Source organism: Streptomyces sp. 6N223, from assembly GCF_052246635.1.
In the GTDB taxonomy this organism is placed as follows: domain Bacteria; phylum Actinomycetota; class Actinomycetes; order Streptomycetales; family Streptomycetaceae; genus Streptomyces.
In genome coordinates, this window is the sequence record NZ_JBQQCA010000089.1 from 1 (window position 1) to 14,877 (window position 14,877).

The following is a 14,877-nucleotide window of genomic DNA, read 5'->3' on the forward strand; positions in this document are numbered from 1 at the left end:
TGCTGGTGGCCGACCTGTCCGGCATGAGCAAGGCCGAGACCGAACGCATCTGGCTCCCCTTCGTCGTCTGGCTCATCCCCGCCACCGCACTCCTGCCCCCACGCCACGCCCGCGCCTGGCTCGCCACCCAGGCCGCCCTCGCCCTCGCCGTCAACCACCTCTGGATCACCCGCTGGTGAGCGCTGGTGAGAGGGGGCGCGCGGATCTGACGAAGCGGTGACATCCCCCTGCCGGGGCGGGGCAGGGCACCCGGAAGCGCTTAGCGTCGGCGGCGTGAGCGTTGTGCAGCGGGCCTCCGCCGAGGAGGCCGAACGACCCGCCGAGCCCGCGCGCCGGCGTTCCCCGGGGGCGCGTGCCGAAGGCGTCGCCGTGGCCACGGCGTTGACGATGCTCGTGGCCGCCGCCGTGCTGGGCGTGACCGTGTACGACAAGCGGGACGACCTGTGGCTGGGCTTCCCGCCGATCCTCGCCCGCTGGGAGCCGCACGTGGGGCCGGGCACGCTCGCGGCGCCGATCGTGGCCGGGCTCGTGGTGGTCTACGGGCCGGTGGCGGCGCGGCGGCTGGCCTGGCGCCCGCTGCTGGCCGCCGCCGGGGCGGGGTCGCTGGCCTGGCTGTGGTCGCTGGCGCTGGTCGACGGCTGGCGGCGCGGCGTGGCCACCCGGCTCAGCGTCAAGCAGGAGTACGTGACGTCGGTGGACGACGTCCGCGGCGTGGGCGACTTCCTGCGGACCTTCACCGACTCCATACCCGCGAACGCCCCGGACCCGTGGCCGGTCCACGTGGCGGGGCATCCGCCGGGCGCCACGCTGACGTTCGTCGCGCTGGACCGGGTGGGGCTCGGGGGCGGGGCGTGGGCCGGGGCGTTCTGCGTGACGGCGTCGGCGACGATCGCGGTCGCGGTGGCGGTGACCGTGCGCGCCCTGGCCGGGGAGGAGGCGGCACGGCGGGCGCTGCCCTTCCTGGTCCTGGCCCCGGCCGCCATCTGGCTGGCGGCCTCCGCCGACGGCTACTTCGCCGCCGTCGGCGCCTGGGGCACAGCGCTCCTCGCCCTCGCCGCGACGCGCGCCACGCGATGGCCCCGCCTGGCGGCGTTGGGCTCCGGCCTCCTCTTCGGCCTGCTGCTCTACCTCTCCTACGGCCTGGTCCTCCTCGGCATCCCCGCCCTCGCCGTACTCCTGCTCACCCGCACCTGGCGCCCCCTCCCCTACGCCCTGGCCGGCATCGCCGCCTGGGTCGCCGCCTTCACCGCCGCCGGATTCTGGTGGTACGACGGCTACGTCCTGCTGGTCGACCGGTACTACGCCGGCGCCGGCGGCTTCCGGCCGTACGAGTACTACGTGTGGGCCAACCTGGCGGTGCAGGCGCTCAGCGGCGGCCTGGCGACGGCGGCGGCGCTGGGACGGGCGGCCGTGACACGGCGCGGGACGCTGGTGCTGCTGGTCGGCGCGGCGCTGGCCGCCATGCTGGTGGCCGACCTGTCCGGCATGAGCAAGGCCGAGACCGAACGCATCTGGCTCCCCTTCGTCGTCTGGCTCATCCCCGCCACCGCACTCCTGCCCCCACGCCACGCCCGCGCCTGGCTCGCCACACAGGCCGCCCTCGCCCTCGCCGTCAACCACCTCTGGATCACGCAATGGTGACCACGAGCACCCTCGTGAGGTTCCGGGGGCGGCTGCACGACCCGCGCACCGCCACCGCGATCGGCCGCTGGCTGGGCGCCGGGATCGCCGTCTGCTTCCTGACCGGGCTGATCAGCCACGGCCTGCAGACGCCCCCCGGCTGGCTGGCGCCCCACCTGCCGACCCGTCCGGTCTGGCTCTACCGCGTCACCCAGGGGCTGCACGTGGCCACCGGCATCGCGGTGGTGCCGCTGCTGCTGGCGAAGCTGTGGACGGTGTACCCGAGGCTCTTCGTCCGGCCGCCGGTGCGTTCGGTGCGGCACGCGCTGGAACGGCTGTCGATCGCGGTGCTGGTCTCGGCCGCGCTGCTCGAGGTGTTCCTCGGCCTGATGAACGTCTCGCAGTGGTATCCGTGGCCGTTCTCCTTCCGGAAGGTCCACTGGGCGCTGGCATGGGTGCTGGCCGGGTCGCTGCTGCTGCACCTGGCGGTCAAGGCGCCCGTCATCGCCGCCCACTGGCGCCGCGCGCCGGCCGACGCCGACGCCCGGGACCGGCGTTCGCTGCTGCTGGGCGTGGGCGCGGCCGTGGCGACGGTGACGGTGACGACCGTCGGCCAGACCCTGACCCCGCTGCGCGGCGTCACCCTCCTCGCGCCGCGCCACCCCGGCCACCACCAGCAGGGCCTGCCGGTCAACCGCACGGCGGCCCAGGCGGGCATCCGCCCGGCCGCCGTGGCGGCGGACGCCTGGCGGCTGCGCGTCGCCGGTCCGCGCGGCTTCGAGCGGTCGCTGGCCGCCCTCAACGCCGAGCCGCAGCACGCCGCGAGCCTGCCGATCGCCTGCGTGGAGGGCTGGAGCGCCAACGCCGACTGGGCCGGCGTACGGCTGCGCGACCTGCTGGACCGGGCCGGTGCCCCCGAGGACGCCTTCGTCCGCGTCGTGTCGCTCCAGAGCGGCGGGGCGTTCTCGGTGATGGAGATGCCGCCCCCGTACGCCCGGGACCCGCTGACGCTGCTCGCGCTGCGGCTGAACGGCGAGGTGCTCTCGCCCGACCACGGCTTCCCCGCCCGCGTCATCGCGCCGGGCAGGCCCGGGGTGTGGCAGACGAAGTGGGTGACGCGGATCGAGGTGCTGGAGTGATCGCGCGGCTGGCGCGGCTCGCGCTGGGGGTGGGCGGGCTGGCGATGATCGGCCTGGGCGCCTGGGTGCTTCTCTTCGACGCGGCCTCGCGTACGCCGGGCCAGGTGGCGGCGTGGCTGGCGGGCGCGGTGGTGGTGCACGACCTGCTGCTGGCGCCGGCGGTGCTGCTGCTGGGGCTGGCGGTACGCCCGCTGCGGCGGGTCCGTGGGGCGTTGCGGGGCGCGCTGCTGGTGGGGGGCTGCGTCACGCTGGTCGCGCTGCCGCCGCTGCTGCGGCCCGGCGCGCCGCGCAACGAGACGGTGCTGCCGCTGGACTACGGGCGCAACCTTGCGTTGCTGCTGGCCGTGGTGGCGGTGGGGACGGGGATCGTGGCCGGCCGCTCGTGGTGGTCCGGCCGGCGGAGGGACGAGTGAGCGAGTGAGGAGGCGCCGCGCCCGCGGGCGTCTCGTCCGGCCGGGACCGGCCGCGGGCAGGCGCTGAGCGCGCGCCTCCTTCACCTGGCTGCCGCAGCGGCCCGAGCCACGTGGCGGGCTGCCGCACCGTGCTGACCGGCGGTGCCAAGGCCCCGCCGGGCCGGGCGGGGAGGGGCGCGGTGTGCCCCTCCGCGACGCGCTCGCCTTCGGCCGGCGCGTGGACATCGGCTTCTGCGGCGCGGCGCCCGGGGTGCGGCCCCGGCTGCTCCCTAGGGTCCCTCGTTGCGCAGCGCCAGGAACGGGCGGTCGTGCACGGTCCAGCTGCCGACCATTGCCCAGCCGCACCCCTCCGCAGCGGCGCGCAGCGCGTCCTGGCCGAGTCGGGCCCAGGGGAACGCCGGGCCGCTCGGGCCCGTGCCGTCGTCGAGCCGGGCCTCGAAGCGCTCGTCGACGTCCGCGCGCACGGGCGCCGCCTCGGCCAGCAGCAGCCCGCCGGGGGTGGCGAGGCGGCGGATCCGGCGCAGCAGCGCGGCCGGGTCGCCGCCTATGCCGACGTTGCCGTCCATGAGCAGCACGCTCCCCCACCACCCCTCCCCCGGCAGCTCCTGGAAGACAGAGCGCAGCAGCGCGGCGCCGCCGCCCTCGCGGGTGCGGGACACGGCGGCGGGCGCGGTGTCGATGCCCAGGGCCGGGCGCCCGGCCAGGGCCAACGCCGTGATCATGCGTCCGGGGCCGCAGCCGACGTCGAGCACGCTGCCCGCGCAGCGGCCCAGCACGGTCCGGTCGGCGGCGTCGGGGCGGGCGCACCAGCGCGCCACGTCCAGCGGCAGGCGCCGGCCGTCGGCGACGCGGCGCAGGAAGAGCGGGCCGCCGCCGCGGGCCAGGGCGACGGCGTACGGGTCGGCGTTCCAGGCCGAGGGCGCGGGTGGACAGTCGCCCTCGGCGTCCTCGGCGTCCTCGGCGTCCTCGGCGTCCTCGATGTCCTTGACGTCCTTGACGACTTCGACGACTTCGGCGGCGCCGGAGAGGGTGGGCGTGATCATCGAGGCACGGCCCCCCACAGCCGCGCGTGCAGGGTGGCGAAGCGCCCGTCCGGCGGCGCCTGGCGGGCCACCTCGGCCGCGTCCTCCGCCGTGTCGACGTCCCGCAGCACCGGCAACTCCCCCACCGCGAGCCCGGCTCGCAGCAGCCGCCACCGCTGCGCCGCCCCGGTGTGCGGGGTGGACATCGGTACGCCGCGCACCAGCTCCGGGTCGGGCTCGGCCAGGCCCAGTGCCCAGAAGCCGCCGTCCGCCGCCGGGCCGAGCCAGGCGCGGCCCGGCGCCGACCAGCCCTCGGGCCCGGTGGCGGGCGCCAGCAGCTCGGGCGTGAGCTGCGGCGTATCCATGCCGACCAGCAGCGCCGGGCCGCCGGGGCACGAGGCGAAGGCGGCGGCTATGCGTGCGTCCAGGCCGCCGCCGGCCTGCGGCAGGACGTCGTAGCCGTCCGGCAGCCAGGCGCCGGGCCGGCCGTCCAGCACCAGCACGCGCTGCCGCGCGGGCACCCGCAGCAGGGCGTTCAGCGTGTCGGCGAGCGCGGCCTCGGCGAGGCGGGCAGCCTCGTGCGGCGTGAACGGCGGCGTGAGCCGCGTCTTGACCCGGCCGGGCACCGGCTCCTTGGCGATGACGAGGAGGGTGGTGGGGCCGTGGGGCGGCAGGGCGCGGCCGGCCGGACGCGGGCGTATGCCGGTCGTCACCGCAGCACCGCCCGCATGTCGTGGACGGCCTGCCAGGTGCCGCGCCAGGTGCCGGTCACCTTGGAGCGGCCGGTGCGCGGGCGGTAGGCGACCTCGATCTCCTCGATGCGCCACCCGGCGTCGGCGGCCCGCACCACCATCTGCAGCGGGTAGCCGCTGCGCCGGTCGGTCAGGCCGAGCGACAGCAGCCCCTCCCGCCGCGCCACCCGCATCGGACCCAGGTCGCGCAGGCGTACGCCGGTGCGCCGGCGGGTCATCCGCGACAGCGCGCGGTTGCCGAGCCGGGCGTGCAGCGGCCAGGCGCCGCGCGCCGTGGGGCGCCGCCGGGCCAGCACCAGGTCGGCGGTGCCCGCGTGCACCGGTGCGGCGACGCGCGGCAGCTCGCCGGGGTCCAGGGAGGCGTCGCAGTCGCAGAACGCGACGAGCGGGGCCGTGGCGGCCAGCAGCCCGGCGTGGCAGGCGGAGCCGAAGCCGCGGCGCGGCTCGTGGACGACGTGCGCGCCGAGCCGGGCGGCGATCTCGGCCGAGCCGTCGGTGGAGCCGTTGTCCACCACCACGGCCCGCCAGCCGTCGGGAACGCGGTCCAGCACCCAGGGCAGCGCGGCGGCCTCGTTGAGGCAGGGCAACACGATGTCCCCCAGCGGGGGTTGGGCAGGCAGAGAGGACGGGGAGTTGGTCACGCCCCCACCCTACGAAGACAACACGGACAAATCCGGACGCTCGCTCCTTACGAATCCCTGACGTTCAGGAGGGCTTGGCCGCGCACGAGGTCAGCTGTCGGTGCCGGGTGTGAGACTCGATGCCATGAAGGCGATGCAGGCGACGCAGCGGATCCAGCGGATCCTGGTCGTGGACGACGACCCCACCGTCACGGAGGTCGTGGCCGGCTATCTCGACCGGGCGGGCTTCGCCGTGGACACCGCCGCCGACGGGCCGGGCGCGCTGGCCCGGGCGGCCGCCAACCCGCCGGATCTCGTCGTGCTCGACCTGATGCTGCCCGGGCTCGACGGCCTCCAGGTCTGCCGGCGGCTGCGCGAGGCCGGCCCGGTGCCGGTGGTGATGCTCACCGCGCGCGGCGACGAGGAGGACCGGATCCTCGGTCTGGAGATCGGCGCCGACGACTACGTGACCAAGCCCTTCAGCCCGAGGGAGCTGGTGCTGCGGGTCGCTTCGGTGCTGCGGCGGGCCGGCGCCCGGGGGGCCTCCGGCGGGGCGGCGGAGGCGGGGACGGGGGCGCCGGCGGGCGGGGTGCTGCGAGGGGGCGGCATCACGCTCGACCCGGCCGCGCGCAGCGCCGTCGACGCGCGGGGCCCGCTCCGGCTGACGCTGCGCGAGTTCGACCTGCTGGCGCACTTCCTGCGCCACCCCGGCACCGCCTTCAGCCGGGAGGAGCTGATGGCCCGCGTCTGGGGCTGGGACTTCGGGGACCTGTCGACCGTCACGGTCCACGTGCGACGGCTGCGTCACAAGGTGGAGGCCGACCCCGCCCAGCCTCGGCTGATCACCACCGTCTGGGGCGTCGGCTACCGCTTCGACGGGGACTCGCGCGACGGGGGGTGACGGGGACACATGGGGTTCGACCAGTTGCTGCGGGACCTGCCGCTGATAGCGCTGTACGCCGCCGCCGGCACGGCCGTGGTCGGCGCGGCGGGCGGGCTGGTGCTGGCCGCCGTGCGGCGGCGTTCGGTGGCGGTGTCGCTGGCCGTGCTGATCGCGGTCACGGTCGGCGCGATGCTCGCGGGCACGCTCTCGGTCGCCTGGGCCATGTTCCTGTCCGCCCACGACTTGGCGGTGGTCGTCACGGTCGGCCTCGTCGGGGCGCTGGCGTCCACCATCACGGCGCTGCTGCTGGGGCGTTGGGTCATCGGCGCCCACCGCGCGCTGGAGCGCTCCGCCCGCGCCCTCGGCCAGGGCGGCGCCTTCGCCGCGCCCGCGGCGCCCATGCCCGCCGAGCTGGCCTCGCTCGCCCGCGAACTGGCCGACACCAGCGAACGCCTGGCCACCTCACGGGAGCGCGAGCGGGCCCTCGAGTCCTCCCGCCGGGAGCTGGTCGCCTGGATATCCCACGACCTGCGTTCCCCGCTGGCGGGCCTGCGCGCCATGGCCGAGGCGCTGGAGGACGGCATAGCGGAGGACCCCGACCGGTACCACCGGCAGATCCGCGGCGAGGTCGAGCGGCTCTCCGCCATGGTCGGCGACCTCTTCGAACTCTCCCGCATCCAGGCCGGTTCGCTGGCCCTCAGTCCCACACGGATGTCGGTCTACGACCTGATCAGCGACGCCATCGCCGGCGCCGACCCGCTGGCCAAGGAGTGCGGCGTGCTCCTGGCCGACCGGGGAGTGGAGCCGGTTCCGGTCGAGGTCGACGGCAAGGAGATGAGCCGGGTGCTGGCCAACCTGCTGGTCAACGCGATACGCCACACGCCGGCCGACGGCACGGTCGCGGTGGCGGCGAGCCGCCGGGCGGACTCGGTGGTGCTGTCCGTCACGGACGGCTGCGGCGGGATATCCGAGCGGGACCTGCCCCGCGTCTTCGACACGGGGTGGCGCGGGACCGACGCGCGGACGCCTCCGGCGGGGGCGGGCCTCGGCCTGGCGATCGTCCGCGGCATCGTCGAGGCCCACGCGGGGCGCACGGGCGTGCACAACGTGCCGGGCGGCTGCCGCTTCGAGGTCATCCTCCCGGCGGCGGTCTGAGGCCCGGGGGCCGGGCGCCGTCGTCACCTACCCGTCCGGGTTGGGTGGGCGGGGAAGGACGGGGGGTCCGGGGGGCGGAGCCCCACGCGGCGGAGCCGCGTATCGGAAGCCCGGCCGCGCGGGGCGCCGCGCGGGCCGGGCCGCGGAGCGGAGGCCGTCAGGACGTGACGGGGACCGCGGACGGGATCAGCGGCCGACCTCGCCGGAGGCGCTCCGCAGCGGCTCCTTGGCGAAGCGGGCCATGCCCTCGGCGAAGGGGACACCGGGCCGCCAGCCCAGCTCCTCCCGCAGCCGCCGCGAGGATGCGGTGATGTGGCGCACGTCGCCGAGCCGGTACTCGCCGGTGACGACCGGGGCGGGGCCGCCGAAGGCGGCGGCCAGGGTGCGGGCCATCTCGCCGACCGTGTGCGGCTCGCCGCTTCCGGCGTTGAACGCCCGCAGCCCGCCCGACGGGCAGCCCTCGCCCGCGGCCAGGGCCGCGAGCGCGGTCACGGCCGCCGCCGCGATGTCCTCGACGTGGACGAAGTCCCGCCGCTGCGTGCCGTCCTCGTAGACGCGGGGCGGCTCGCCGCGCTCCAGCGAGGAGCGGAAGAAGGAGGCGACCCCGGCGTAGGGGGTGTCGCGCGGCATCCGGTCGCCGTACACGTTGTGGTAGCGCAGGCTGATCGCCCGGCCGCCGGTGGAACGCGCCCAGGCCGCCGCCAGGTGTTCCTGAGCGAGCTTGGTGGTGGCGTAGACGTTGCGCGGGTCGGCCGGGGCGTCCTCGTCCACCAGGCCGGGGACCAGGGGCGCGCCGCACGCCGGGCAGGGCGGCTCGAAGCGGCCGGCGGCCAGGTCGCCGGGGAGGCGGGGGCCGGGGCGGACGCGGCCGTGGCGGGGGCAGTCGTAGCGGCCCTCGCCGTAGACCACCATCGAGCCGGCGAGCACCAGGTGGCGTATGTCGGCGTCGGCCATGGCGGCCAGCAGCCGGGCGGTCCCGAGGTCGTTGACGGCCACGTAGTCGGGGGCGTCGGCGAAGTCCTTGCCGAGGCCGACCATGGCTGCCTGGTGGCAGACGGCGCCCACCCCGTCCAGCGCGGCGGCCACGGCGGCGGCGTCGCGGATGTCGGCGCGGCGCCAGGGCACGGGTGGCGGCGCCGCCGGTCCGCCGTCCTCGGGCGGCCGGATGTCGAGCACCACGGGCTCGTGCCCGGCGGCCAGCAGTGCGTCCACGATGTGCGAGCCGATGAACCCGGCTCCTCCGGTGACCAGTACGCGCATGCGGGCAACGCTAGGCCGGGAGGGCGCCCGGCGCGCCCGCGCGGCGGAGGATGTCAGCGTTCCGTAAGCGCCGCCGCCGAAAGAACGGCGCGGCGTTCAGCGTTCGGCGTTCGGCGTTCAGCGTTCGGTGAGACCGGGGCGGCCGGGCTGCGGGGGCGGGGGCTGGCGGTCCACCTGCCAGGGGACGCTCAGCCACGGGCTCTCGGGATCGGTGGTGAGAATGCGGTAGACGGTGACCATCTCCGTGTACCAGGTGCCGAACTCCTCGCTGTCGAAGTGCAGGCAGCGGCCGAGGATGAAGCCCATCGCGAAGTCGCCCCAGGAGGCGTACACCTGGCGGCAGGCCTCGCCCGCACGCAGCAGCGCCCGCTCCGTCTCGTCCAGCTCGCACAGCCGGGCGGTGAAGCCCCAGCGGGCCATGCACGAGCCGCGGCCGAAGTCCCAGGCGAGCACGGAGCGTACGCAGGCGTCGTCGGCGAGCAGGCCGTCGGCGCGGAAGCGGGCCTCGTAGCGCAGCACGCGGCCGATCAGGCCATGGACGAGGGCGATGTCGGCGTCGAGGTCGAACCCGGGCGGTCGGCCGGTGGCGTCGACCAGCTCGGCGGTGCGGGAGAGCACCACGCGCTCGGCGGCGTCCCGCCACTGGTCGGCGCCGGGCAGGCCGCCGTACTCCAGGATCAGCGCCTGGCGCACGCGCAGCACGAACTCCCACACCGGGGAGGACATCTCGCCGCCCAGCAGCGCCTGGAGCGCGCGCAGCCACTCGTCGCGGGTGGTGATGTCCCACCAGTTGCGCAGGGAGGTCTTCTGCTCGGTGTAGCCGGTGGAGTGCCAGCCCGGGTCGTTCCAGACGGCGCCGTTGTTGACCAGCAGCAGCGCGCCGCAGGCCATGCCGTGGGCGAGGGCGTCGTGGCGGTGGCCGGTCCACAGGGTCTTCAGCAGCGGCTCCGCCTCGGCGCGCCTGGCCAGCTTCCTCCAGCGCTTGGGGTCGGCGGGCAGGAACGTCTCGACGGGAGTGCCGGGGTTGACGGCGAGCCAGCGGACGGTGCCGGGCCAGGCCTTGGCCAGCCCGGCCAGGTCGCACCACTGGAAGATCTGGTCGCCCGCCGGGCGCGGCACCAGGCCGCGGGTGAAGACCGGCAGGGACAGCCCGTCGAAGCGGGCGTCGCGGAACGGGCTGAAGCGGATGCCGTCGGGCACGGCGTCCGCCAGCTCGCGGGAGTGGGGCAGGAAGAGGTCGGTGGCGGCCAGCGCGGCGAAGTACGCGGTCCAGTCCTCGCGCAGTCCCGCGTCGTACAGGCGCTGCTCGACGGCGGTCGGCGGCTGCCAGACGGGGTCGTCCGCGGCCCCTTCGCCCCTGTCGTCGTCTCCGTCCCCCTGCGTCCACATGGGCCACGACTGTACCGGGACGAGGCTCCGGCCGGTATGCGGGTCGGCGGCCCGCGTACCGGCCGGAAGCGCTCGTCGGCTCAGTCGGCGGCGGTGCGGCGCACCCCGCGTGCCAGGGCGCCCGCCAGCGCGCTCAGGGCACGCAGCCCGGCCGCCTCGTCCTCGCCGTGGTCGAGCATCGCCCGGACGAACGCCGAGCCGACGATGACCCCGTCGGCGAAGGCCGCGACCTCGGCCGCCTGCGCGGCGTCGGACACCCCGAGCCCGACGCAGACCGGCAGCGAGGTGGTGGCGCGGGTGCGGCGTACCAGCTCGGCCGCGTCCCTGCTGACCGCGGCCCGCGTGCCGGTGACGCCCATGAGGGAGGCGGCGTAGACGAAGCCGCTGCCGGCGGCGGTGATGACGGCCAGCCGATCGTCCCGGCTGCTGGGCGCGACGACGAAGACCGTGGCCAGGCCGTGGCTCTCGGCCGCCTTCCGCCAGCCGTCGGACTCCTCGACGGGCAGGTCCGGCAGGATGCACCCGGCGCCGCCCGCCGCGGCCAGCTCGGCGGCGAAGCGGTCGGGGCCGTAGCGGTCGATCGGGTTCCAGTACGTCATGCACAGCACGGGCACGCCGGTGGCGGCGTGCACCTCGCGGATGGTGCGCATGACGTCGGCGATGCGCAGGCCGCCGCGCAGCGCGATGTCGTCGGCGGTCTGGATGACGGGGCCGTCGAGCACCGGGTCGCTGTGGGGCAGGCCGATCTCGATGGCGTCGCAGCCGCCCTCGGCCATGGCGATGGCGGCCCGGATGCCGCCGTCGACGGTGGGGAATCCGGCGGGGAAGTAGCCGAGGAGGGCGGCGCGGCCCTCGTCGCGGGCCGCCGCCAGCGTGGCGCCCAGCGCCTCCAGGTTGCCGCTCACTTCTCCCCCTCGGTGTTGTCGCCGGTGTTCTCGCCGGTGTTCTCGCCGTCGTACAGCCCGAAGTAGCGGGCGGCGGTGTCCATGTCCTTGTCGCCGCGGCCGGAGAGGTTGACGAGGATCAGCCCGTCCGGCCCCAGCTCGCGGCCGATGGCGAGGGCCCCGGCGAGGGCGTGGGCGCTCTCGATGGCCGGGATGATGCCCTCGGTGCGCGACAGCAGGCGCAGCGCCTCCATCGCCTCGGCGTCGGTGACGGGCCGGTAATCGCCGCGCCCGGAGTCCCTCAGGTAGGCGTGCTCGGGGCCGATCCCGGGGTAGTCCAGGCCGGCGGAGATGGAGTACGGCTCGGTGATCTGGCCCTCGTCGTCCTGGAGCACGAAGCTGCGGGAGCCGTGCAGGATGCCGGGCTCGCCCGCGGTGAGCGTGGCGGCATGCTCGCCGGAGTCGACGCCGTGCCCGGCCGCCTCGCAGCCCACCAGCCGGACGCCCTCGTCGGGGATGAAGGCGTGGAACAGCCCGATGGCGTTGGAGCCGCCGCCCACACAGGCGACGGCGGCGTCGGGCAGCCGCCCGGTCCGCTCCAGGATCTGGCGCCGGGCCTCGACGCCGATCACCCGGTGGAAGTCGCGCACCAGGGCGGGGAAGGGGTGGGGGCCGGCGGCGGTGCCGAAGAGGTAGTGGGTGTGCTCGACGTTGGCGACCCAGTCGCGGAACGCCTCGTTGATGGCGTCCTTCAGGGTGCGGCTGCCGGAGGTGACGGGGATGACCTCGGCGCCGAGCATCCGCATCCGGGCCACGTTCAGCGCCTGCCGCTGGGTGTCGATCTCGCCCATGTAGATCCTGCACTCCAGGCCGAACAGGGCGCAGGCGGTGGCGGTGGCCACGCCGTGCTGGCCCGCGCCGGTCTCGGCGATGACGCGGCGCTTGCCCATGCGCCGGGTGAGCAACGCCTGGCCCAGCACGTTGTTGATCTTGTGGGAGCCGGTGTGGTTGAGGTCCTCGCGCTTGAGGAGAACGCGGGCGCCCCCGGCGTGCCCGGCGAAGCGCGGCACCTCGGTCAGCGGGCTGGGGCGGCCGGCGTAGTGGACCAGCAGCTCGTCCAGCTCTGCGGCGAAGGCCGGGTCGCTCTTGGCCTTCTCGTACTCGGCGGCGACCTCCTCCACGGCGGCGCGCAGGGCCTCGGGGATGAAGGTGCCGCCGAAGGAGCCGAAGTATCCCGCGGCGTTGGGGACGGCTCCCTCGGAATCGGGATAGAAGAAATGTCCGTATTCAGGCGATGCCTGGTGTGGCTGATGAGACATGCGTGAGCCCTTCGGGCGAGATGGGATGCGAGACGGGAACGCGAACGGTGGACGCCCCCTCTTCCCCGCGCCGGCGGATCGAGAGCCGGTCAGGGGCGCGGCGCCAACGCCTCGCGCCGCCATCGGCGGCCGTTGATCTGCCCCGGCTCGCACCCGATGTGGTACCGCACCCGCCGACCCAGCACCCGCCGCGCCGGTGCCCGGCACCCGCGCGGCCTGGCACCGCGCGCCAGCCCGGCGAAGCAGCCCGCCTCCGGCGCGGCCTGCCGCCGCGGCCGGGCGGCCGGAACGGCCGGAACACGGGACGGGCCCAGCTCGTGCCCGCGCCGCCCCGCCCACGCGGCGGCCGGGCTGCCAGGCGCCGACCGGAACGCCGTGACAGGGCCGGGCACCCGGCGCCCGCCGCACGATCGGGATCGGGATCGGGATCGGGCATCCTCGTGCCGACGCGAAGCCCGAAGGGCAGCGGCCGGACGACCACGCATCGGCCGCGGGGCTGCCGCCGCGAGAGGGCCGCGACCGCGGCCCCGGCCTCCACCCCGTGCGGGCGGCAGGGCACCACTCAGGCGAGCCCACACCGCCCGAGCGGCGGCGGCCACCCGCGGCGCGGCCGCGGGCCCCGCCGCTCGGGGCGGCTTGGCTCCCCCAGCCCGCCCCTTCCCGCTGCAACCGGCATGCGCCATGGCCGGCGCGGCGGTCACCGCATGCCGGATGTTGTCGGGGAGGGACGGGCTGGGGGACGTTCGCGCGGCCGGGGCGGCGGCGTTCATCTTCGGTCAGCGCCCCTGCCGCAGCGCCGGGTGGGCGCCCGCCGCCACCAGGTCGGCCACGGCCGCGCGGGGATCGCGGCCGGTCACCAGCGACTCGCCGACGAGCACGGCGTCGGCCCCGTCGTTGGCGTACGCGATGAGGTCGTGTGGCCCGCGCACCCCGGACTCGGCGACCTTGACGATGTGGTCGGGGATGGTCGGGGAGACCCGCGCGAACGTCGAGCGGTCCACCTGAAGCGTCTTCAGGTCCCGCGCGTTCACGCCGATGATCTTCGCCCCGGCGTCCACCGCCCGCTCCGCCTCCTCCTCGTCGTGTGCCTCGACCAGCGGCGTCAGCCCGATCGACTCGGCCCGCTCCACCAGCGAGACCAGCGCGGGCTGGTCCAGGGCGGCCACGATCAGCAGCGCCAGGTCGGCGCCGTGCGCGCGGGCCTCCCAGAGCTGGTAGGAGGTGACGATGAAGTCCTTGCGGAGGATCGGCACGTCGACCCGGTTGCGCACCGCCGTCAGGTCGGCGAGCGATCCGCCGAAGCGGCGGCGTTCGGTCAGCACGGAGATCGCCGCCGCGCCGCCCGCCTCGTAGTCGGCGGCGAGCCCGGCCGGGTCGGCGATCGCGGCGAGCGCGCCCTTGGAGGGGCTGGAGCGTTTGACCTCGCAGATCACGGTGACGCTGTCGCCCTTGAGGGCCGCCAGCCCGTCCCTGGCCTGCGGAGCCTTCGCGGCGGCCTCCTTGAGCTCGTCGAGGCTTACCCGTGCCTGCCGCTCGGCGAGGTCGGCACGGACTCCGTCGATGATCTCGTCGAGGACGCTCACGAGTGCGGCCCCTTTCGGTGTCGGTGGTGCGCCGGTGCCCCGGGAGGGGCGCTGGGGTCGGACACACCGATGGTATCCGGCGCTGGGGAGAGCTTCGCAGCCACCCGCCGCGCAGGTCAGGCGGCGGTCAGGCCGGGGTCACGCCCCGGTCAGGCCGGGGTGCGTCGCGGTCAGGAGGCGGTCAGGATGCCGTCAGGGCGACCGGCTCAGGGTGCCAGGGCCGCGCCCGCCGGCAGGTTCCGCAGCAGGGTGAACGCCCCGGCCAGCGCCAGGAGGAACGCCGGCACCGCGCCGCGCGGCGGCCGCCACGCGGTGGCCCGCGCCCGGTGGCCCGCCAGCGGCCGCAGCAGCCAGGCGAGCAGCGCCACGCCGAGCGCCACGAATCCGGCGGCGGCCAGCGCGTTGGCGCCGAAGGCGGCGGCCAGGTCGCCGTGCGCGACGGCGTGCGCGCTGCGCAGGCCCCCGCAGCCGGGGCAGTACAGGCCGATGAGGGAGAGCGCGGCGCAGCGCGGGTACGGCCCCGGCTCGGCCGGGTCGACGGCGCCGACGACGGCGAACGCCGCCACCGCCACGGCAACCGCGGCCAGCGGGGCGGCAGCCGGCCCGGCCGCCGCCCACGTCACACGAGGCGCACGCACGCCCTCACCGTGCCCGGGCCCGCGGGCCCGCGCAACCGGTCAGCCGCCGACCGTGGCCTGCCGCGGCTCCGCGGGGGACGCCGCCGACTTGGCCGCCTCGGCGACCTTCGCCGCGCCCTCCTCGACCGCCGCGGCCGGCCGCGGCACGAACGCCGGGGCCTGGACAAGACCCATGGCGCGCATGATCAATCCCCCGACCA

Annotated in this window: 15 protein-coding genes; 5 read left to right on the plus strand and 10 right to left on the minus strand. The window is 76.3% G+C overall.

Annotated elements, in window-relative coordinates:
* The first annotated feature begins 273 nt into the window (after positions 1 to 273).
* The 3 genes from ACTWQH_RS31500 to ACTWQH_RS31510 are packed head-to-tail and all read left to right on the plus strand — an operon-like array spanning position 274 to position 3,172.
* A complete protein-coding gene (locus tag ACTWQH_RS31500; RefSeq protein ID WP_443290230.1) occupies positions 274 to 1,641 on the plus strand; it encodes a hypothetical protein in 1,368 nt (455 codons plus the stop codon).
* A complete protein-coding gene (locus tag ACTWQH_RS31505) occupies positions 1,635 to 2,759 on the plus strand; it encodes a molybdopterin-dependent oxidoreductase (protein ID WP_443290231.1) in 1,125 nt (374 codons plus the stop codon). Before ACTWQH_RS31500 ends, ACTWQH_RS31505 begins: the two co-directional genes overlap by 7 nt.
* Entirely contained in the window at positions 2,756 to 3,172 is a 417-nt protein-coding gene (locus ACTWQH_RS31510) for a hypothetical protein (RefSeq protein WP_443290232.1), read from the plus strand. Before ACTWQH_RS31505 ends, ACTWQH_RS31510 begins: the two co-directional genes overlap by 4 nt.
* A gap of 269 nt (positions 3,173 to 3,441) precedes the next feature.
* On the opposite strand, the gene ACTWQH_RS31515 is transcribed toward ACTWQH_RS31510, so the two are convergent.
* From ACTWQH_RS31515 to ACTWQH_RS31525, 3 genes are read right to left on the minus strand one after another with little or no spacing between them, the layout of a single operon-like run.
* Positions 3,442 to 4,215 (minus strand): methyltransferase domain-containing protein, encoded by a 774-nt coding sequence (locus ACTWQH_RS31515; protein ID WP_443290233.1) that lies wholly within the window; start codon positions 4,213 to 4,215, stop codon positions 3,442 to 3,444.
* Positions 4,212 to 4,868 (minus strand): TIGR04282 family arsenosugar biosynthesis glycosyltransferase, encoded by a 657-nt coding sequence (locus tag ACTWQH_RS31520; RefSeq protein WP_443290242.1) that lies wholly within the window; start codon positions 4,866 to 4,868, stop codon positions 4,212 to 4,214. Before ACTWQH_RS31520 ends, ACTWQH_RS31515 begins: the two co-directional genes overlap by 4 nt.
* 35 nt (positions 4,869 to 4,903) lie before the next feature.
* Entirely contained in the window at positions 4,904 to 5,587 is a 684-nt protein-coding gene (locus tag ACTWQH_RS31525; RefSeq protein ID WP_443290234.1) for a glycosyltransferase family 2 protein, read from the minus strand.
* Positions 5,588 to 5,711: 124 nt separating this feature from the next.
* On the opposite strand from ACTWQH_RS31525, the gene ACTWQH_RS31530 reads away from it, so the two are divergent.
* Both ACTWQH_RS31530 and ACTWQH_RS31535 read left to right on the plus strand, forming a co-directional pair.
* Positions 5,712 to 6,467: a response regulator transcription factor gene (locus ACTWQH_RS31530; protein WP_443290235.1), complete on the plus strand. Its 756-nt coding sequence runs from the start codon at positions 5,712 to 5,714 to the stop codon at positions 6,465 to 6,467.
* 27 nt (positions 6,468 to 6,494) lie between these two features.
* Positions 6,495 to 7,604, plus strand: a complete 1,110-nt coding sequence (locus ACTWQH_RS31535) for a sensor histidine kinase (RefSeq protein ID WP_443290243.1) — start codon at positions 6,495 to 6,497, stop codon at positions 7,602 to 7,604.
* A 186-nt stretch (positions 7,605 to 7,790) separates the two neighbouring features.
* Here the strand turns inward: ACTWQH_RS31535 and ACTWQH_RS31540 are convergent, their stop codons facing one another.
* The 7 genes from ACTWQH_RS31540 to ACTWQH_RS31570 form a co-directional block, all read right to left on the minus strand.
* Positions 7,791 to 8,864, minus strand: a complete 1,074-nt coding sequence (locus ACTWQH_RS31540) for an NAD-dependent epimerase/dehydratase family protein (RefSeq protein ID WP_443290236.1) — start codon at positions 8,862 to 8,864, stop codon at positions 7,791 to 7,793.
* Between the two features lie 117 nt (positions 8,865 to 8,981).
* Complete coding sequence (locus ACTWQH_RS31545; RefSeq protein ID WP_443290237.1) at positions 8,982 to 10,253, minus strand: DUF1266 domain-containing protein; 1,272 nt, start codon at positions 10,251 to 10,253, stop codon at positions 8,982 to 8,984.
* 80 nt (positions 10,254 to 10,333) lie between these two features.
* On the minus strand, positions 10,334 to 11,158 hold the full coding sequence (gene trpA, locus ACTWQH_RS31550; RefSeq protein ID WP_443290238.1) for a tryptophan synthase subunit alpha: 825 nt from the start codon (positions 11,156 to 11,158) through the stop codon (positions 10,334 to 10,336).
* Positions 11,155 to 12,456, minus strand: coding sequence for a tryptophan synthase subunit beta (trpB, locus tag ACTWQH_RS31555; RefSeq protein ID WP_443290239.1), 1,302 nt, complete (start codon positions 12,454 to 12,456; stop codon positions 11,155 to 11,157). Before trpB ends, trpA begins: the two co-directional genes overlap by 4 nt.
* Positions 12,457 to 12,545: 89 nt before the next feature.
* On the minus strand, positions 12,546 to 12,770 hold the full coding sequence (gene trpM / locus ACTWQH_RS31560; protein ID WP_443290244.1) for a tryptophan biosynthesis modulator TrpM: 225 nt from the start codon (positions 12,768 to 12,770) through the stop codon (positions 12,546 to 12,548).
* 462 nt (positions 12,771 to 13,232) lie between these two features.
* The gene (gene trpC, locus ACTWQH_RS31565) at positions 13,233 to 14,039 is read right to left on the minus strand and encodes an indole-3-glycerol phosphate synthase TrpC (protein WP_443290240.1); all 807 of its coding nucleotides are present in this window, start codon (positions 14,037 to 14,039) and stop codon (positions 13,233 to 13,235) included.
* A 206-nt stretch (positions 14,040 to 14,245) separates the two neighbouring features.
* On the minus strand, positions 14,246 to 14,677 hold the full coding sequence (locus tag ACTWQH_RS31570; protein ID WP_443290241.1) for a DUF2752 domain-containing protein: 432 nt from the start codon (positions 14,675 to 14,677) through the stop codon (positions 14,246 to 14,248).
* Positions 14,678 to 14,877 lie beyond the last annotated feature (200 nt).